This is a genomic window from Streptomyces sp. NPDC020362, from assembly GCF_040642095.1.
Lineage (GTDB): Bacteria > Actinomycetota > Actinomycetes > Streptomycetales > Streptomycetaceae > Streptomyces.
Map to the genome: position 1 here is coordinate 18,384 of NZ_JBFAET010000054.1, position 18,280 is coordinate 36,663.

Sequence of the window (18,280 nt, forward strand, 5' to 3'; positions counted from 1 at the left end):
GCCGACTGGATGTCCTGGCTCCTCTGCCGGTTCCCCCGCCCCACCGGGAGCCGGCCGCGGCGGTCATGAAGTGAGGCTGCCGAGCGCGGTTTCCGCCAGGCGTGGCCAGCGGGCGGCATGGATCCGGGGAACGGCGACCCAGTCCTTGAAGGGGCGTTGCTTTCCGGAGGGGTCGAAGAGTTCGGCACCTGGCAGGGCGAGGGCTTCGGCGTGAGCGGGGGTGCCGCCGCCGAGTTTGAAGGCGAGGTGGTCGCCCTGAAGGCAGGCGAAGGCCTTGCCGTCGGCCTTGAGGGCGCGCTTGCCGAACATCGCTCCGGTTGTGGCGCCGAGGGGAGCGAGGCTGTCGGCGATGGTGTCGAAGAGTTCATCGGTGGTCATGGGCAGGTCCTTGTAGTGGTTGCTGCAGCTGCTGTCAGCCGCGGATCAGATGGTCGCGTCCGTCCTGGTCACCCACCAGGCCGAGGGCGGATCACCGTGAACATCCGCTGCTGAACCGCACCGGGCGTCCTTCACGGCGGCCGGCCTTCCACTGCGGCGGCGGTTCACCCCATACGCGTTCCTCCTCCCACTCGTCACGGTAAAGGACGGGTCTGACAACGCCCCACGGCTTGATGGGCAGCTCGGCCGAGCGGCCTCGAACCCGGTACCCAGGCCGAGTTCAGTTGTCGGAGCGGTTCGCAGACCCTGGAGGGGCAGGAGGCGTTCTGCCGCCCGTACGACCGCCACGATGTCGTCGTCGGGACAGTCGTCGACGGGCGGGAACCAGATGGTGCTGTCGTGAGGTTCCCACTCGGCCCTCCGCAGTAGGGCTGGGCGGGCTGGAAGGAAGCGCTTGACCGACAGGAGACTCCACAGCCGCTGCAGTGTGATGCCTTGTGCCGTGCGGTGGAGCAGGTACCCGTTGAGTGCGCGTACTGCGTCGTCGACGGAACAGGCGCTTTGCCCCTCAGCTGTCGGCCAGGGTGCGGCCCAGGAGGGGAAGCAGGCGGTCCCAGTGGCGCTGCATTGCGGAGGGGTTGAAGGCCTCGGTGTCCGACATCGTGAAGCCGTGGATGGTGCCGGGGTAGATCTCGCAGCTGTAGCCGACACCTGCGGCGTCCAGGGCCTGGTTGAGCTCGCTGATGGCCTCGGCCGACATGTCGTTCCCGGCGAGGCCGAGGTGGACTTGGGCGGTGAGCTTGGGGACGAGGCGGTGCGGGCTGTCGGGCTCGTCCGTGACCAAGGGGCCGGGGTGGTATCCGGCAACGGCGGCCACCTGGTCGGGGTGGGCCGCTGCGGTGCGCATCGCCAGGACGGCGCCCATGCAGTAGCCGATCACGGCGACGGGTCCGGCGCTGACCTCTGGCTGGGCGGTGAGGAACCTGAGGTAGGCGTCGGCGTCGCGCAGGGCACGTTCGGTGGTGTGCGCCTCGACAAAGGGCATCAGCTGGGCGAAGACCGCGGGCCGGACATCTTCTCCGATGTGCTCGGGAAGGTCGGTCACCGGTGCCGGGCCGTGCCGGTAGTAGAGGTTGGGGACGAGCACGTAGTAGCCGTGCTCGGCCAGTTCACGGGCCATCTCCTCCAGCACGGGCCGCACGCCGATGGCGTCCATGTACATCAGCACCCCCGGGCGCGGCTCGCCGTGGTCGGGGAAGGCGGCTAAGGCGTCGGCCTGGCCGCCCGCGGTGGGAATCTGCAGTGTCCTGACGGGCATGGCGGATGCTCCTTCGTTGGACTGATGCCAGTGCACAGCCCTCTGCCGGGGTTGAGGTAGTCGGCTGGTGATCACCCCGGCCGCAATCCGTGATCACCGTTACGAACCGTAGCAGTGACGATCGCCCCGGCCGCCACCAGTAATGGGCCGCCCTCGGCCGCTCCGTCCGCCTCGGCAAGGAGACGTCCGCCGCCCCGGTCAGTGCGGAGACGGCGACCGCGCACGCGGGCTTGGACCGGCGGGACGGCCAGATGGCACGACGCACTCCCGGGCCAAGGAGAGGAGGAATGGAGGACCGCGACATCCCCGGCGTTCCAGGCCCCAGTCACGAAACCAGAAACCTCACTGTCCCTCAGGGACCCGCTCATGACTACCGACTGCCGATGGCCGTGTGGGCGGGCGCGGCCCAGCGACCCGACCTGCCCGCCCTTCACTGGGTACTGCTGGAGGAGAGGGTTGGTTCAGACGAGCCAGTCGGTGTAGTGAACGGGGGCGATCCGGGCCTGTTCCGGGGCGGTGAGGACATCGCCCTTGGCGGCCGCGAACATGCCGGCGCTGTCGTCGGTGACGACGGAGCGACTGTCGCCCTTGGCGGTCAGAGTGAGCCGGCCGAGTTCGTCGAGGGGGTAGACGTCGGGGCCGGCGATGTTGAGGATGCCGTTCAGCGGTGCGCCCGCGGCGACTTCGGCGACGGTGGCGGCGACGTCCTTGGCGGCGATCGGCTGGATCGGCGTACGCGGCAGGCGGACGGTGTCGCCGTCGGCGGTCATGGACAGGGTCGCGTCCATGAACTCCATGAACTGCGTGGCGCGAACGATGGAATACGGGATCGGCCCGGCCTTGAGGACGTCCTCCTGAAGCACCTTCGCCCGGTAGTAGTCCAGCTCCGGCACCTGGTCCACGCCGACGATCGAGAGAATGACGAAGTGCCCTACCCCGCCCTTCTCGCTCGCGGCGAGAAGGTTGTCCATCGAGGTCTGGAAGAAGGCGAGCGAGGCGGCGTCGAAGGTCGGTGAGTTCGTCAGGTTGATGACGACGTCGGCGCCCTGCACGGCCGACTCGACCCCCTGGCCGGTGATGATGTCCACGCCCGTGGACAAGGAGTGCGGTACGGCCTGATGCCCGGCCGCCTTCAGGTTCTCCACGACCCGTGACCCGATCAGCCCGGTTCCGCCGATGACTGCGAACTTCATGGCATGCACCTTCCTTCGTTGATTGATGTCCGATATGTACCGCATGCGACTGCGGTCACACGCCGGACGCATACTCGGACACTCGATGTCCGAGACATTACCCGGACATCAGGTGTCCGAGTCAACGGGAGCCCGGGTAAAGTGAGGGCGTGAAGATGTCCGGTGGGGTTGAGTGGGCCCTGCACTGCTGTGTCGTGCTGACGTCGGTGGAGGCGCCCGTGCCGGCCGCGCGGCTGGCGGAACTGCACGACGTCTCGCCGACCTATCTCGCCAAACAGCTCCAGGCCCTCTCGCGCGCCGGGTTGGTGCGAGCGGTTCAGGGGAAGGCGGGCGGCTATGTCCTGACCCGAGCCCCTGCGTCGATCACAGTGCTCGATGTCGTCGAAGCGATCGACGGACCCGACCCGGCATTCGTGTGCACGGAGATTCGCCGGCGCGGACCGATGGCGAGTCCGCCCGAGGCCTGCACCGCGCCCTGCGCCATCGCCCGTGCGATGGCCGCCGCCGAGTCGGCTCGCCGCAACGTCCTGCGGTCCGTCACCATCGCCGACCTGGCCGACGACGTCGAATCCGACTCCGGGGGCGGCACCTTGGCCGGCATCGGCACCTGGCTGAGTGCGGCCGAGGCGTAACGAGCTGATCATCCGGACCCCAGCCGTCCCGAACTTCGCCGACCTGCGAGAACTCCGATGAAGTTCCATGTGTGGCGGCCGGCGAACCGCCGTCGTCAGCCACAGGCAGTCGGTGGCCTTGCCTCGGGTCCCATACCGGTCGGCGGCGGGCAACCAGGTCCTCAGCAGCCGCTCCGCGGCGTCCAGCGCGGGAGCAGGCGGTTCGCTTCCAGCATTGCTGAACGGCTCGGCCCGGACGGCCGCGAGCCCGCCCGCCCTTCGTCAGCGTGGTCCCACGTCATGGCCGACCGAGGATCTTCTCCGACGAGTCAGGGCGACGAAACACCGGTGCCCGCTCGTCCACTGGTCGATGACGCCGAGGGCAAGCTCCTCGGCGGCCCTGCGGAGCGCCCGTCGCCCGAGCCGCGCCCAGGGAAAGGGTGCACCGCTGCGGCCCTGGACGTCCTCCCACCGGGCCGTGCACACCTCTTCGACATCATCGGGGTCGACCTCGATGACGAGGTGTCCCGCCGGGGCCATCAGCCCGCCGCAGCGGCGCAGCAGGCCACGGGGGTCGCCTCCGATGCCGGTGTTGCCGTCGATGAGCAGAACCGTCTGCCAGCCTCTTTCGCCCGGCATCCGGTCGAAGACCGATCGGCACAGAGCGAGCCCGCCCAGGGCGGTGGTGAGTGCGACCGCGCTGGGCGCGATGTCGACGCCGAGGGCGAAGACTCCCCGGCTCAGCAGTTCTCCGCACAACCGGCCCGGCCCGCAGCCGACATCGAGGACGGGACCGACGCAGCGTTCGAGCACGGTCTTGTCGGCTGCCGTGGGCTGCTCGTGCCAGCGGTGCACCGGCATACGGATCCGGCGCCCGTCGGCCAGCCGCAGATACACCGGTCCACGGCCCGGCCGCAGGGCCAGCGCGTAGGGGTCCTGCTCTGCGCCGTACCCCTCGTCCTCGTCGGTCGTCATGGTGTGGCGCCATGACCTGAGGCGGGCCGGCTCTCGTCACGGCGGGCTCGTAGAGCGCGGCGCAGTCTGATCGCGAAGGCCACTGCGGAGGCAGCGAAGAGCACGCCGGTGATCGCCAGCCATCGGCCGAGGTAGACGCTGTCGGACAGCCCGGTGTCACCGGGGCAGGGGACGGCGAGCCGGAAGACGAGGGGGAACCGGACGAGCAGGAGCAGACCGGACAGGAAGGCGGGGACGCGCAGGTGGTTGATCCACGGCACCGACGGTCCGTTGCCGGCACGATGCCGCAGCACGGAGAGGGCCGACAGGCCGGCCAGCGAGTACAGAGGCAGCAGGGTCAGGTCGTGGAGGACGGCCGCACCGACGAACCAGATCGCCACCTCCCAGGCCCGGACGGCGAACAGGCGCACCATGGCGTAGCCGGTGAGGGCGAACGAGGCGATCAGGACCAGAAGATGCAGTGGGCCCGAGCCGTACCAGCGGACGAATCGTGCCATGGACACACCCTGAAGGTGAGCCGGTGGACCCACTTGGTGTTGTTCACGCCGGGGTTGGCCGGGACGATGATGCGGGCCGGGTAGCCGTGGTCGAGTGAGAGGTCCCCGCCGTTGACGCGGAGGGCGAGCAGCGCTCGGGGGTCGCGAATCCGGTTGCCCCGCAGCACCACCCTGGTGAACGGGCCTGGCGGCTGGATGGATTCGACCAGGACGCTTCCGGCGTCGGACATGTCGGCCAGGGCTGCGAGGCGGTCCAGCCGGGGGCCGCTCCATTGCTGGTCGTCGACTGGACCAGCCCTCCACGCAGGCGATCGGCAGCGCGGCGGCGTGCTGGGCCTGTAGGTGCGCTGTCTGCGGGCCGAGGGTGTGGAGTGCGTCTTCGTGATCTCCGGTGAGGAGAACATCCGGTTCATCGACGCGCTGAACGGCTCCGGGGGTCCGGTACGTCCCGGTCCGTCACGAGGGGGCCGCCTCGTTCACGGCGGAGATCTACGGGCGGCCGACCGGTGGGCAGGGGTGCGCTCGGCCACGCTGGGGACCGGCCCGTCGCGCTGCCGGGCGCCCTCGCCGCCGAACTGGCCCGGCCGGACCGACGCGTCCTGGCCATGATGGGTGACTGCTCCTTCCTGATGAACTCTCACGAGCTGGCGACCGCCGTCCGTGAGCGTGTCCTCCTGGTGGTCCTCGTCCTGGTGGACCGGGAATACGGCCTGATCACCTGGAAGACGGAACTCGAACCGGGCCGCCGCAGCCACACCCGGTTCACCGTCCCGGACCTGGTCGCCTACGCCGAGAGTTTCGGCGCCCGCGGCTACGCCATCGAGACCGCCGAGCAGTTGCTGCCCGTTCCGCGCCGGGCGCTCGATGAAGCGGGGTCTCCGTGATCGCCTGCCCCGTGGACTGCTCCGAGAACCTGCGGCTCACGGACCGGCTGGGCAATCTCGGTGGTCCGTTCTGACGATTCGTCATCCGTGGTCCTCGCCCTCGACCCGTCCGCCCGGCAAACCGGAAGGGTTTGATCAGCCGGCTGGATGCCCCGAAGCAGAGCACACCACCCGCTGCCGTCGGGAGCGGGCGGCTAGGCAACGGTGTCCGCCGGAACAGCCTGTTCCGTCCAGATGATCTTGCCAGTCGTCGTGTAACGGGTGCCCCATCGGCGGGCCAGCTGGGCCACGATCAGCAGGCCCCGCCCGCCCTCGTCGGTGGTCCGGGCATGGCGCATGCGTGGCGAGGTGCTGCTGGCGTCGGAGACCTCGCAGATCAGGCTGCGGTCCCGGACCATGCGAAGTCCGATCGGTCCGGTCGCGTGGCGGATGGCGTTGGTGACCAGTTCGCTGACGATGAGCTCCGTGGTGAACGTAAGGTCGGGGATGCCCCACTCCGTCAGCTGCTGGGTGGCGAGGGCGCGGGCGTGTGCCACGGCGGCCGGGTCACTGGGCAGGTCCCAGGAGACGACACGGTCCCGGGACAGGACCCGGGTCCGGGCGAGGAGCAGGGCCGCATCGTCGGACGGCGGACCGGCCAGCAGATCGTCGATCACCGCACGTCCGGTCTCCTCCAGTGTCGGCCGGGGCGCCGTCAGGGCACCGCTCAGCCGGGAGAGCCCGACGTCGATGTCCCGGTCGAAGGACTCGATGAGGCCGTCGGTGTAGAGCGCGATGAGGCTGCCCTCGGCCAGCTTGAGTTCGACGGACTGGAAGGGGAGGTACCCGAGGCCGAGTGGCGGTCCGGCGGGCAGGTCCAGGATGTCGACGCCGCCGTCGGGATCGACGATCACCGGCGGGAGGTGACCGGCCCGGGCCAGCGTGCACCGCCCGCTGACCGGGTCGTAGACGGCGTACAGGCAGGTGGCGCCCATGAACGCGGTGCCCGCGGCCTCCCCCTCGGCCGCCGTCGAGGCATCGCTGTCGTGCGCGCCCATGAGGCCGATGACCAGGTCGTCCAGGTGGGCCAGCAATTCGTCCGGCGAAAGGTCGAGGTTGGCGAGCGTGCGTACCGCGGTGCGCAGGCGCCCCATCGTCGCCGCCGCGTTGATGCCGTGCCCGGCCACGTCCCCGACGACCAGTGCGACCCGCGCTCCGGAGAGCGGAATCACGTCGAACCAGTCGCCGCCGACACCGGTGGGGGCATCCGCCGGGAGGTACCACGAGGCCACCTCCAGAGCGGACCCTCCCGTCAGTTCCTGCGGCAACAGGTACCGCTGCATGGAACGGGCCGCGGTGCGCTCGCGGGTGAATCGGCGCGCGTTGTCGATGCACACCGCCGCACGGGAGACGAGTTCCTCGGCGAGACGTACGTCGTCGTCCTCGAACGGGCCCAGCCGCCGGGACCGGGCGAACGTCGCCACGCCCAGGGTGACGCCGCGCGCCCGCACCGGGACCACCATCACCGAGCGGGCGTCGTAATCGCGGATGGAGGCGCGCAGCGACTCGTCCTCGGTCACCCACGGACTGGTGGTGTGGTCCAGAGTCCGTTCCACGAGGGTCCTGCTCTCCAGCAGACAGCGGGTCACGGGCGACGAGGGTGCACGCCGGACCGTCTCCCCCACGGACAGCGTCGCCTCGGGACAGCCCTCCCGCACCGACTGCTGCCCCGCGCGCCTGATGACGGGCGACATCCCGACCGGCCCGGGTGCGGGCTCCTCACCCCTCATGACCGAGTCCAGCAGGTCGACGGCGACGAAGTCGGCCACGGACGGCACGGCGTCATCGGCAAGTTCCTGCGCGGTCCGCGTCACGTCCAGGGTGCTGCCGATGCGGGCAGCAGCATCGTTGAGCAGGGCCAGGCGTTCCTGGGCCCGCCGCCGCTCGGTGACGTCGATGACCATGTACCAGACACCCGCGTTCCGACCATGGCGGTCCTTCATGGCGAAGAAGGAGGCCGAGATCGCACGGCCGGCGCCGGGGGCGGTGTGCCCGGGGCTGCGGTACTCGAAGTCCATCACCGGAGCGCCGGTCTTCAGGACCCCGCGCATCCTCTCCTCAAAAGCCTCGGCCTCCGCCTTCGGCAGCACCTCCGCCATCCGCCGCCCCAGCCGCCGTTCGAGCGGGATCTGCTGGTCCAGTGGCTCGTTCACCCAGACGTACCGCAGGTCGGTGTCGAGCACGGCGATGCCGACCGGCGCGTGTGCGAGGAACGGAGTGAGCATCAGCCGGCTCACCCCGCCGCCCGGCATCCGCCAGAAGGCCCGTTTCGGAGGCCGGCCGACGAACCTGCCGAACACCAGCGCGGCGGCCGCGGCGACCAGGACTCCCGGGACCATTTCGTAGACGCCCGACTCGAAGGGACCGAGCAGCGGATTGATCTTCTTCCACAGCAGCACCGTGGCGGCGCCCGACACGATCCCGGCCATGGCCCCCGCCCAGGTCATGCGCGGCCAGTACAGCGAGAGGAGGACGACCGGCCCGAAGGCGGCCCCGAAGCCCGCCCAGGCGTAGGCGACGATGCCCAGCAGCCCGCCGCCCCTGAGCGCGATCACGAAGGCCACCAGGGTCACGACGACGACGGCGGCGCGGCCGACCCAGACCAGTGCCCTGTCGGAGGCACGCCGGTTGAGGAACGCGTGGTAGAAGTCCTCCGTGAGAGCGACCGACGACACGAGGAGCTGACTGTCCGCGGTCGAGATGATCGCGGCCAGTACGGCGATCAGCATCACCCCGGCACCCCAGGGATTGAACAGTGCCTGGCTCAGGCCGATGTACACCGTCTGGGGGTCGTGGAGCGGCGTGCCGGTCCGCGCGATTCCCATCAGGCCGACGAGCGTGGCGCCGACGAGCACGACGATGACCCACCCGGTTTCGATGCGCCGGGCCGCGGGGACGGCCTCGGTGCTGCGGATGCCCATGAAGCGGGCCAGGATGTGCGGCTGACCGAAATAGCCGAGGCCCCAGGCGAGCAACGAGATGATCGCGACGGCGCCGAGCGACCCGCCTCCCGACCACCGCCCGTCGGTGAAGTCGACCTTGGCGCCCATGTCCAGCAGGCTCGGTGTCCTGCTGTTGAGGGTGTCGCGCAGTGCCCCGAAGCCGCCCAGCGCGCCGATGCCGACAGCGGGGAGCACGAGCAGGGCGAGGAACATCAGCGTGCCCTGCATCACGTGCGTCAGGCTCACGGCGAGGAAGCCACCCAGGCACGAGTAGACGACGATGACCAGGGCGGTCAGAGTCACTCCCAGCCCGAACCCGACATCGAAAATGTGCTCGAACAAGAGTCCGCCTGCCACCAGCCCACTGGCGACGTAGACGGTGAAGAAGACGAGAGTGACCGCCGCGGAGACCATCCGAAGCATCCGGGTGCGGTCCTCGAACCGCTCTTCCAGATAGGCCGACAGGCTCACGGCGTTCCCGGCTCGCTCGGTGTAGGTGCGCAGCCTCGGCGCGACGAACAGCCAGTTGAGGTAGGTACCGACCACCAGACCGACCGCGATCCAGCTGGCGCCCAGACCGGCCGCGTACACCGTTCCGGGAAAGGCCAGGAACAGCCAGCCGGACATGTCGCTGGCTCCCGCGGACAGGGCGGCGACGAAGGCACTGAGCCTGCGGCCCCCCAGGGCGAAGTCGGCAAAGGTGTGGGTGCGACCGGAGGCCCAGACACCTGTTCCGATCATGACGGCCACATAGACGAGGAATGTAGCCACGATCGGCGTACTCGAGTCGAACATTTTGCCCCGCTCGCGAGGTTCCTGAGCACGGCCGCGGCACGCCTGGCAGCCGTGGGCCCTACTGCACAAATGTACAGATTACGGTCAATGTCAGCCGCCGCACCGCTCGTGTCTGCCGTGGCGGTCAGGCAGGGGCTCCTGCCCCATCCGGCTCGGGCAGCCCGACCAGCAGCAGCGTCACGTCGTCGTCATGCGCCGCCATGTCCGGAATCAGGGTTCTGAGCAGCCGGTCAGCGGCCCGGTCGAGGCTCTCCGGATCTGCGGGAGAGCCCTTCATCGCGACGCCGAGAGTGCGGGCGAGGATGTCGATCTGGGCCTCGATGTCGGTGCCGGGCCTCTCGACCAGTCCGTCGGTGTAGAGCGCCAGAGTGCTGCCCGGCGGCAGCGGCTGGGTGGTCTGCTCGAACGGCACACCACCGACGCACGAATCGTTGACGCCCAGCGGCACATTGACCGGAGCCACCAGCCGGCGAGCAGGCCCGTCAGGTGAAACGGTGATGACAGGGAGGTGTCCCGCCGAACACAGCGTGACCTCATGGGCGCTCTGGTCCATCACCAGGTAGACGCAGGTGACGAGCTGGTCCGCCAGATCACCGACGAAGGCGTCCAGCCCGGTCATCAGCCGGCCGGGCGGTATGCCCGTGCGGGCCAGCGCATGGGAGGCGGCGCGCAGCTGCCCCATGACGGCGGCCGCCTCCAGGCCCCGGCCCATCACATCGCCCACGACGATGCCGGTTCGGTGCCGGTCGAGGGGAATGATGTCGAACCAGTCGCCGCCGACCCCAGGGTCCTGGACGGATGCCAGGTACCGGTGGGCACTCGGCAGGTACGGCAGACGGGGCGGCTCACCCATGAGGCTGTGCTGCAGGGTGTGCGCGATACGCCGGTGCTCCTCATAGCGCTCGGCGCGCTCGGCCTCGGCCTGCCGGCGTTCGGTGATGTCCCGCACGGTCAGGAACACCAGCGTCTCCTCCTCGGCCCGGAGGCTGCTGACGCTCACCTCGACCGGGAACTCACCGCCGCCGCTGTGCAGCCCGTACAGGCCCCTGTCCACGACGATCGGCTTCGGGTCCCGCTGTCGCAGGTAGGCACGCAGGAGGACGCCGTGCCGTCGGCGCCGCGGGCCAGGCACCAGATCACCGACCTCGGTGCCCAGGAGGTCGGCCGGCGTGTGACCGAACAATCGCTGCACCTGCGCATTGGCCATGACGACGACGCCTCGGCCGTCCGTGATCAGCAGGGCGTCGGGGGCCGATTCCAGCAGCGCGCGGAAGCGCCGGTTGGCCCGCCGGACCTCGCGCTGTGCCGCGACCCGTTCGGTGATGTCGGTGGCCACACCGCCTATGGCGTAGACGCTGCCGGACGGCGTGGTGAGGGGGAACAGACTGGTGAGGAAGTCGCGCGGCCCCTCCGGCAGGGCGAGAAGCTCCTCCTGCTGCATGGGGGTGCCCTGCGCCAGCATGCCGAGGTCTGAGGCCCTCGCCTGACGAGCGAGGCCGGGCGGCAGGACATCCAGGTCCCGGCGGCCCAGTACCTGCTCGCGGGGCAGGCCCAGGCTCTCCTCGAACGTCGTGTTGACCGCCAGGAATCGACCGTTCAGGTCCTTGACGAACATCACCGCCGGGGTGTGGTCCATGAACGCCTGCAGCAGTTCGTTCTGCCGCACCTGCCATTCGGCACGGGCGTGCGCCACCTCGATACGGCGACCCACGGCCAAGGCCGCGAAGGTGATCGCCGTGAATACGGCCACGTGCGCGCACACCAGCAGCGCGGTACCCAGACGCGTCCCGAACAGTCCCGCATCCTCACCGGCCAGGATGAGCCGGCCCAGCAACGGCGGTACCACCAGGACGGTCGCGAGCAGCCGGCGCCCGAGCGCCCCCGTGGTGCCCGCGTTCATGAGCAGTCCGGCAGGACCCCGGTCCGGCCGGGCGAGGAAGGCGGCGAGGCCCAGCAGCACCAGAGCCAGTCCGGTGTACAGGGACATGCCCTGGTAGGCCCCGAACCGTTCCAGTTCGGGCACGGCGTACGCGAACCCGTACAGCCGCAGCATCCCCAGCGTGAGAACGGCCAGGCCCGGGATCTGACTCGTCCAGGCGGGAAGCCGGGGCGTGCTCGCGCACAGGGCGGCCACTCCCCCGATCAGCAGTGCCGGAGCCGTATTCGGTGCCATCCTTCCGGGTACTTCGGTCGCCACCTGAGCGGTGTCGTCCCTGAAGAGCAGCTCATCGATGCCCAGGCGAACCCCGGTCACGTACTCCACCACCGTGAGTCCGCCGATCAGGGCGGCCAGGACAGCGGCGGCACGGGCCGCGGCGATCGCCCACGAGGTGACATATCTGCCCGCCACCAGGAACAGGGAGAGGCCGAGTGCCAGCAGGCTCACAGCTGTGTTCGCGTTCATCGCCGCACCGGCGCCGGGCACACGCCTCAGGGCGTCGATGTCGAGGATCCAGCCGGACAAGCCCGCCGCACCCAGCACGGCGGCCACCAGCGCAGCACCCTGAGCCACAGCGCGGGCAGCGTCCAAGGCGGACTTCTGGTACGGCAGGTCCGCAACTTGCTCAGTTGCACACGCGCCAGACAGTTCGGGCGTCGGCTGTTCTTCCGTCAAAGCACACTCATCCTTATGGACAAATGCATCTATAGGCATCAATACTCTAGGAATTTCGACAGCCGCGCGCTCTGCTCCGAACAGCTCTGCCCTGCGGCCCCGGTCGCGCCGGGGACGGGACCTCGCCGGCCCCCGGCCGACCTGGGCTCGGGACCATGGCGGCGCAGTCCGGCGGACCGGGCGAACCGGCGGGCGGCGGCGTGCCCCGGGGCGACTTTCGATCCACCCCGTTCCGGCGTCACGTTTCAGCAGGTCACTGCGCTCGTCGCCGCGGCTTCAGCGCTACCGTCGGAAGCTCGGGCGCCGGCAGCGGGGCACCGTCGTACCCCTTCACCACGCCGAACCGGTCCCCCGCCATCCACTCCTCACGTGCCTGTACGACCTCTTCATGCGACCGGCAGATGAAGTTCCACCACATGACGATCACCTCCTCGAACGGAGTCCCGCCGAGCAGGATCGCGCGGGCGGTGTCGTCCGACTCGTTGGTGAGGGTGAGCGTGTCGGAGCCGGGGGGCGCATAACCCAACTCCGCAGGACGCAGGGGGACATCTGCCAGGCGGACGTCGCCGCGGTCGACGAGGAGACCGTGCTCGAAACGGGGGTTCACGGCGAGGGTGAGGGCCGAGCACGGCGGGAGGACGATCTCGGCGCCGAGCAGGGGCGTGAACGTCCGCACCGGGGAGGCGGCACCGGCGAGAGTGCCGAGGAAGACCCTGAGTTCGGCTCCGCCCACCCACAGCGGCTCGGGAATGTAGTGCTGGAAGTCCCGCTCGGTGTTCCGGTGCGCGTCGGGCAGCGCCACCCACAGCTGGACGCCGTGCAGGACGGTGGTCCCGGGGGTGGAGACCTCGGAGTGGGCGATGCCGTGCCCGCCGGTCATGAGATTCAGCTCGCCGGGTCGCACGGAGGCGTGGCTGCCCAGGCTGTCCCGGTGCTCGATCTCCCCGCTGAACAGCCAGCTCACCGTCTGCAGACCGGTGTGCGGATGCGGGGCGACGTCCATGCCGCCCGTGTCCGAGACGTCGTCGGGGCCGTAGTGGTCCGCGAAGCACCAGGCACCGATCATGGTCCGGGCGCGCTGCGGTAGCGTGCGCCGCACGGTCATGGCCCGTGGGCCGCCCAGGGGAACGTCCCGCGCGGTCAGGACCTGCACGGGCGGCACGGCGGACGGACGGCCGCCGTCCGCGGGGGTGCCGCAGCGCAGTTCCGCGGGTGTCGTTTCGGCATTGCTCACTGTGAACCGCCTCTCAGCCCCACCATTTGTTTTATGTTCAACTATTATGCCTGATCGTAAACCCTTCCGAAGGAGTCTCGGGTTGAGCACCTACACGACCGGGTCCGCGGTCCGGCGGATCTTTGTCGACAAGCAGAGCCCCGCCGCCTATCAGGCGCTCGTCCGGACGTCGGAGGCGGTGCACGCGGTCGCCGCCGAGGCGGGGCTCGACCGCGCGGTCGTGGAGCTGATCAACCTGCGCGTCTCGCAGCTCAACGGCTGCGCGTACTGTCTCGACGTCCACACGAAGGCCGCCCTGCGCGCGGGCGAGACGACGCAGCGGCTCGGCACGCTGGCAGCCTGGCGGGACACCGAACTCTTCACCCCCGCGGAACGTGCGGCGCTCGCGCTGGCCGAGGCCACCACCCACCCCGGCGACGCCACTGCCCAGCAGGCCGCGTACGAGACCGCCCTCGAGGTGCTCACCGACGACCAGGTCTCCGCCGTGATCTGGGTGGCGATCACCATCAACGCCTTCAACCGGGTCTCGATCCTGAGCAAGCATCCAGTACGGCCGCGACCTGCGTCCGCTTAATCGCTTGCCGCGCTCTCGCGAGGCGTGACAGGGTTTCGCCCGGTCGATCCTTTCCCACCTCTGCGCGACGAAGGACTGAAGCCTTTGATCCCGGCGTCCCCCAGCGGCCGCCGTCGGCAGTGACACCGCCCGCCTCTCCGGCGGCGGACACCACCGGTGCCCTCGCATCTCTCACGGCGGCCCCACGCATGTCCCGTGTTCCCGGCTTCGGCCGGTCCCGCAGCCCTCGCGGCTGCCCTTCACCGTGAGGTCATCATCACCGTGCACACCGATGTCCAGAGCTTCGCCGTCGCCCATCTGCTGCGCCGTCCGGCGGCGGTCGAAGCCGGAGGATTCATCGTGGGTTTCGATCCCACGACGACCAGCCAGTACGTCAACTACGCGACTCCGGTCCCCGGCGCCGAGCCGACCGACCAGGACGTCAGCGCCCTGATCGAGGCATTCCACGAGCGCGGCCTCAAGCCCCGTCTGGAGTTCGCCCCCGACGCCGCGCCCGCCGTCGAACCGGCGCTGCGCCGGGCGGGGTTCGGCACCGAGGCGGTCCACGAGTACCTGGTCTGCACCCCCGCCACCCTGGTGGTGCCGGCCGGGGCCGTCGGCGTGGAAATTCCGGCCCGCGACGAGGACTACGTGGCGATCGACACCGCCCTGGCCGAGGCGTTCGGCGGTGAGTTCCCTGCCTCCCCGGAGGGCGCGGCGCGGCTGCGGCGCACCCAGGAGAGCGGCGGAGCCGTCCGTTTCGTCCGCGCCGACGACGGCGGCTGCGCCGGGGCGGCCATCTGCTCGGCGCCCGCCGAGGGCACCGCGGAGCTGGCGGGTGTGGGCACCCGGCCCGCCTACCGCGGCCGGGGCATCGCGGCCTCGGTCACGGCGGCCCTGGCCGGGACCGCGTTCCACGGCGGGGCGCTGTCCGTCTGGCTGGAGTACTCGGGCGAGGGATCCCGCCGCGTCTACGAACGCGTCGGCTTCAGGCCCGCGGGAACCCGCCTGTACCTGACGCTGGAAGGGTGACGTGCCCCGGCGGGGGTCGAGCACGGCTCAGCCCCCGCCGGGCAGCGGGTGTTCCTTGACGAAGCGTCGGATCTCAGCGGTGAGAGCGGCCGGGTTGTCCAGCTGGACCAGCGTGCGCGCGTCGGGGATCTCCACGTAGCGCGCGTTCGGCAGCAGTTCTGCCAGACGGCGGCCGGTGGCGGGCGGCATCATGCGGTCTTCGGCACCCCAGGCGACCAGGACCGGGCGGGTGAAGCCGGGCAGGTTCCGGGCCGCCTCGACGTAGCACTGCGGGTCCACGCCGTGGCAGAACTTGGCGAAGTCGCGGCGGATGGCGCGGCTCGACAGCAGAGGGCCGTACCAGCGGGCGATCAGGTCCTTCGGGAGCCTTGTCTTCGCCATCCCGCCGAGCGAGGTCTCCATGCGGGCCAGGAAGGGGAAGCGGAAGGACTGGAGGAGCAGGAAGAGGCCGCCGGGGACCCTGCTCGCCCGGTGCAGCAACCTGCCCTGCACTCCTGGCGGGTAGTTGTCCAGAGCCTCGCAGGAGGTGAGGACCAGGCGGGCGATGCGCTCGTCCCGTACACCGACGAGAAGCTGGGCCGTGCCGGCGTCGTTCTGGACGAGGGTGACGTCGTTCAGCTCCAGGCGGTCCAGGAACTCGGCGAGGAGCCGGGCTACGCCGTGTGCGGACAGGTCGGCGTCCGGCCGCATCGGACGCAGATGGCTGCCGAGGGGCAACACGGGGACGAGCACCCGGAAGTCCGGCCGCAGGTCCGACGTCACCTCGGACCACACCGTCGCGTCGAAGCCGAGGCCGTGGACGAGAACCACCACCGGGCCGTCGCCTCCCGTGTCCTCGTAGTCGATGGTTCCCGCATACAGCTCGATCTGCGGCATGGTCCCGTCTCCGATCCGGTCGGCTGCCTCGACAGCAACTTGATAGATCGTTCTAGTGACACAATAGACACCGAACGCCAGACAGCACCAGCGGCCTTCCGGGAGGCTTCAGCCGTGAGCGACAGCAGGGCCCCGAGCACCCACGAGACCAGGCAGCGCATCGTGAGCGCCGGCACGGAGCTGTTCCGGCGCACGGGCTACACCGGCACCGGCATGAAGCAGATCGCGGAGACCGCCGGTGCGCCCTTCGGGTCGATCTACCACTTCTTCCCAGGCGGCAAGGCGCAGTTGGGCGAGGAGGTGATCCGTACCTCGGGCGCCGTCTACCTGGGGCTCATCACCGCGCTGATGACAGCGTACGAGGACCGGGTCGCGGCCACCGCCGACGCCTTCACCGCAGCGGCAGAGACCCTCGCCGAACTCGACTTCGCCGACCCCTGCCCCGTCGCCACCGTCGCGATGGAGGTCGCCAGCACCAACGAGACGCTGCGCCGGGCCACTTCGGAGGTCTTCGACAGCTGGACCGACCACCTCGCCGCCTACTACACCGCAGGGGGCATCCCCCAGCCCGCCGCCCGGGAGACGGCAGGCTCGGTCATCGCCCTGCTGGAGGGTGCCTTCATGCTCGGCCGCGCGGCACGCAGCACGGCACCGGTCCTCGCGGCGGCCAAGGCGGCAGCGGCGATCGTACGGGCGGCACAGGCGGGCGAGTGAGGAGCGAACGAGAGGCGCATGGGGGCCCACGCGCGGCGGCGGGCAGCCTGCGGAGGACCGGGCAACGGCTGCTTCCTTAGCGGCATGTTAGATCTGCGCGGCGGCCCTTGTCCGGGTGCGGCGGGCGCCCGCATGCTCGGCGCACTCAGGTTCTGGGGACACCTTTCCGCTCCCCGTTCCCACCGGACCACCCCACCTGGAGCCGCCATGTCCGCTTCTTCCGCCCTGCCCGGAAAACCACCCGCCCACTCCCCCGCCGGCCGCCGTCTCGCCCTTGTCGGCGGGTCGCTCGGCAATCTCGTCGAGTGGTACGACTGGTTCGTCTACGCCAGCTTCGCGATCTACTTCGCCGACTCGTTCTTCCCCGGTGACAACCCCACCACCAAGCTGCTGAACACGGCCGGCATCTTCGCGGTCGGCTTCCTGATGCGGCCCGTCGGTGGATGGATCCTCGGGCGGGCGGCGGACCGCCGCGGCCGCAAGAGCGCGCTCACCCTCACGGTCAGCATGATGTCGGTGGCCGCCCTGCTCATCGCCCTCGCACCGACCTACGGCCAGGCCGGTTACTTCGGTGCGCTGGTGCTGCTCCTGGCCCGGCTGCTGCAGGGCCTGAGCATCGGGGGCGAGTACGCCGCCAGCGCCACGTACCTGACCGAGGCATCGGCCCGCAACCGGCGCGGTCTCGGCTCCTCGTTCCAGTACGTGTCGATGACGTGCGGACAGCTCCTCGGCCTCGCCATCCTCATCACGATGCAGCACACCCTGAGCACGGCGCAGCTGGAGAGCTGGGGCTGGCGGATCCCGTTCGTGATCGGCGCGCTGTTCGCCGTGGTGGTGTTCTGGCTGCGGCGCCGGCTGACGGAGACGGAGGTCTTCGCCGAGGAGTCCGGTGCTGACGGGCGTACGGACACCACGCGCGGCACGCTCAAGGCGCTGTGGCAGCACCGCCGCGAGGCCGGGCTGGTCATGGCGCTCACCCTGGGCGGCACGGTGGCCTACTACACGTACACCACGTATCTCACCAAGTACCTGATCGGCAGCGCCGGCATGGCCAAGTCCACAGCCACGCTGGTGAGTTTCACCGCGCTCACCGTCTTCGCACTGCTCCAGCCCTTCGCCGGGCTGCTCTCCGACCGGATCGGCCGCCGGCCGCTGCTGATCACCTTCGCAGTCGGCTGCACGGTGGGCACCTATCCCATCATGACCGCGCTCGGCTCGGCCTCCTCCTACTGGTCGGCGCTGGGACTGTCCCTGCTGGCCCTGGTGATCGTCACCGGCTACACCTCGATCAACGCGGCCGTGAAGGCCGAGCTGTTCCCCACCCGGGTCCGCGCCCTCGGTGTGGCCCTGCCGTACGCGGTGGCCAACGCCCTCTTCGGCGGTACGGCGGAGTACGTGGCCCTGTGGTTCAAGGACAGCGGCCACGAGAAGATGTTCTTCTGGTACGTGTCGGGGTGCGCACTCGTCTCGCTGGTCACCTATGTCCTGATGCCGGACACCCGCAACGCGGCGCTCAGCCGCGCCGAGGCGCAGGCCGGTCCCGATGCCGATGCCGGTACGGCCGCCCCGGCCGAGGCCGTCCGCTGACGCGAGGGTGACCTGGCCGTGCCGCTTACGTAAGCTGC

16 protein-coding genes are annotated in these 18,280 nt (G+C 70.1%); 6 read left to right on the top strand and 10 right to left on the bottom strand.

Annotation, left to right across the window (positions count from 1 at the left end; genetic code table 11):
• Nucleotides 1-63 precede the first annotated feature (63 nt).
• The 3 genes from AB0H32_RS20905 to AB0H32_RS20915 all read right to left on the bottom strand — a co-directional run bounded on the left by AB0H32_RS20905 (nucleotide 64) and on the right by AB0H32_RS20915 (nucleotide 2,889).
• Nucleotides 64-378, bottom strand: a complete 315-nt coding sequence (locus AB0H32_RS20905; protein WP_361122508.1) for a hypothetical protein — start codon at nucleotides 376-378, stop codon at nucleotides 64-66.
• 568 nt (nucleotides 379-946) lie between these two features.
• Nucleotides 947-1,696 carry a dienelactone hydrolase family protein gene (locus AB0H32_RS20910; protein ID WP_361122511.1) on the bottom strand — a complete coding sequence of 250 codons (750 nt, stop codon included), beginning with the start codon at nucleotides 1,694-1,696 and terminating at the stop codon, nucleotides 947-949.
• Nucleotides 1,697-2,157: 461 nt separating this feature from the next.
• Nucleotides 2,158-2,889 (bottom strand): SDR family oxidoreductase, encoded by a 732-nt coding sequence (locus AB0H32_RS20915; protein ID WP_361122514.1) that lies wholly within the window; start codon nucleotides 2,887-2,889, stop codon nucleotides 2,158-2,160.
• A 155-nt stretch (nucleotides 2,890-3,044) separates the two neighbouring features.
• On the opposite strand from AB0H32_RS20915, the gene AB0H32_RS20920 reads away from it, so the two are divergent.
• Complete coding sequence (locus AB0H32_RS20920; RefSeq protein WP_361122582.1) at nucleotides 3,045-3,521, top strand: Rrf2 family transcriptional regulator; 477 nt, start codon at nucleotides 3,045-3,047, stop codon at nucleotides 3,519-3,521.
• A 261-nt stretch (nucleotides 3,522-3,782) separates the two neighbouring features.
• Here AB0H32_RS20920 and AB0H32_RS20925 read toward each other — a convergent pair whose 3' ends face one another.
• The 3 genes from AB0H32_RS20925 to AB0H32_RS20935 are packed head-to-tail and all read right to left on the bottom strand — an operon-like array spanning nucleotide 3,783 to nucleotide 5,385.
• Nucleotides 3,783-4,475, bottom strand: coding sequence for a class I SAM-dependent methyltransferase (locus AB0H32_RS20925; RefSeq protein ID WP_361122517.1), 693 nt, complete (start codon nucleotides 4,473-4,475; stop codon nucleotides 3,783-3,785).
• Nucleotides 4,472-4,972 (bottom strand): hypothetical protein, encoded by a 501-nt coding sequence (locus AB0H32_RS20930; protein WP_361122520.1) that lies wholly within the window; start codon nucleotides 4,970-4,972, stop codon nucleotides 4,472-4,474. Before AB0H32_RS20930 ends, AB0H32_RS20925 begins: the two co-directional genes overlap by 4 nt.
• Nucleotides 4,918-5,385, bottom strand: a complete 468-nt coding sequence (locus AB0H32_RS20935; protein ID WP_361122523.1) for a molybdopterin-dependent oxidoreductase — start codon at nucleotides 5,383-5,385, stop codon at nucleotides 4,918-4,920. The genes AB0H32_RS20930 and AB0H32_RS20935 overlap by 55 nt, the downstream gene beginning before the upstream one ends.
• 93 nt (nucleotides 5,386-5,478) lie before the next feature.
• On the opposite strand from AB0H32_RS20935, the gene AB0H32_RS20940 reads away from it, so the two are divergent.
• A complete protein-coding gene (locus AB0H32_RS20940; RefSeq protein WP_361122526.1) occupies nucleotides 5,479-5,856 on the top strand; it encodes a thiamine pyrophosphate-dependent enzyme in 378 nt (125 codons plus the stop codon).
• Between the two features lie 194 nt (nucleotides 5,857-6,050).
• Here AB0H32_RS20940 and putP read toward each other — a convergent pair whose 3' ends face one another.
• The 3 genes from putP to AB0H32_RS20955 form a co-directional block, all read right to left on the bottom strand.
• Nucleotides 6,051-9,632 (bottom strand): sodium/proline symporter PutP, encoded by a 3,582-nt coding sequence (gene putP / locus AB0H32_RS20945; protein WP_361122529.1) that lies wholly within the window; start codon nucleotides 9,630-9,632, stop codon nucleotides 6,051-6,053.
• 124 nt (nucleotides 9,633-9,756) lie between these two features.
• Nucleotides 9,757-12,162, bottom strand: a complete 2,406-nt coding sequence (locus tag AB0H32_RS20950) for a SpoIIE family protein phosphatase (RefSeq protein ID WP_361122532.1) — start codon at nucleotides 12,160-12,162, stop codon at nucleotides 9,757-9,759.
• 337 nt (nucleotides 12,163-12,499) lie between these two features.
• Complete coding sequence (locus AB0H32_RS20955; RefSeq protein WP_361122535.1) at nucleotides 12,500-13,480, bottom strand: pirin family protein; 981 nt, start codon at nucleotides 13,478-13,480, stop codon at nucleotides 12,500-12,502.
• Between the two features lie 82 nt (nucleotides 13,481-13,562).
• On the opposite strand from AB0H32_RS20955, the gene AB0H32_RS20960 reads away from it, so the two are divergent.
• On the top strand, nucleotides 13,563-14,054 hold the full coding sequence (locus AB0H32_RS20960; RefSeq protein ID WP_361122538.1) for a carboxymuconolactone decarboxylase family protein: 492 nt from the start codon (nucleotides 13,563-13,565) through the stop codon (nucleotides 14,052-14,054).
• 261 nt (nucleotides 14,055-14,315) lie between these two features.
• Nucleotides 14,316-15,065, top strand: coding sequence for a GNAT family N-acetyltransferase (locus tag AB0H32_RS20965; protein ID WP_361122585.1), 750 nt, complete (start codon nucleotides 14,316-14,318; stop codon nucleotides 15,063-15,065).
• 27 nt (nucleotides 15,066-15,092) lie between these two features.
• On the opposite strand, the gene AB0H32_RS20970 is transcribed toward AB0H32_RS20965, so the two are convergent.
• Nucleotides 15,093-15,941 carry an alpha/beta hydrolase gene (locus AB0H32_RS20970; RefSeq protein ID WP_361122541.1) on the bottom strand — a complete coding sequence of 283 codons (849 nt, stop codon included), beginning with the start codon at nucleotides 15,939-15,941 and terminating at the stop codon, nucleotides 15,093-15,095.
• Nucleotides 15,942-16,055: 114 nt separating this feature from the next.
• Here AB0H32_RS20970 and AB0H32_RS20975 point away from each other — a divergent pair, with 114 nt between their 5' ends.
• Complete coding sequence (locus AB0H32_RS20975; RefSeq protein ID WP_361122543.1) at nucleotides 16,056-16,655, top strand: TetR/AcrR family transcriptional regulator; 600 nt, start codon at nucleotides 16,056-16,058, stop codon at nucleotides 16,653-16,655.
• Between the two features lie 207 nt (nucleotides 16,656-16,862).
• A complete protein-coding gene (locus tag AB0H32_RS20980) occupies nucleotides 16,863-18,242 on the top strand; it encodes an MFS transporter (protein ID WP_361122546.1) in 1,380 nt (459 codons plus the stop codon).
• The last annotated feature ends 38 nt before the right edge of the window (nucleotides 18,243-18,280 follow it).

Coding starts and splice junctions, on each gene's coding strand:
- AB0H32_RS20905 (WP_361122508.1), bottom strand. CDS start 378: ATGACCACCGATGAACTCTTCGACACCATCGCCGACAGCCTCGCTCCC.
- AB0H32_RS20910 (WP_361122511.1), bottom strand. CDS start 1,696: ATGCCCGTCAGGACACTGCAGATTCCCACCGCGGGCGGCCAGGCCGAC.
- AB0H32_RS20915 (WP_361122514.1), bottom strand. CDS start 2,889: ATGAAGTTCGCAGTCATCGGCGGAACCGGGCTGATCGGGTCACGGGTC.
- AB0H32_RS20920 (WP_361122582.1), top strand. CDS start 3,045: ATGTCCGGTGGGGTTGAGTGGGCCCTGCACTGCTGTGTCGTGCTGACG.
- AB0H32_RS20925 (WP_361122517.1), bottom strand. CDS start 4,475: ATGACGACCGACGAGGACGAGGGGTACGGCGCAGAGCAGGACCCCTAC.
- AB0H32_RS20930 (WP_361122520.1), bottom strand. CDS start 4,972: ATGGCACGATTCGTCCGCTGGTACGGCTCGGGCCCACTGCATCTTCTG.
- AB0H32_RS20935 (WP_361122523.1), bottom strand. CDS start 5,385: ATGAACCGGATGTTCTCCTCACCGGAGATCACGAAGACGCACTCCACA.
- putP (WP_361122529.1), bottom strand. CDS start 9,632: ATGTTCGACTCGAGTACGCCGATCGTGGCTACATTCCTCGTCTATGTG.
- AB0H32_RS20970 (WP_361122541.1), bottom strand. CDS start 15,941: ATGCCGCAGATCGAGCTGTATGCGGGAACCATCGACTACGAGGACACG.
- AB0H32_RS20980 (WP_361122546.1), top strand. CDS start 16,863: ATGTCCGCTTCTTCCGCCCTGCCCGGAAAACCACCCGCCCACTCCCCC.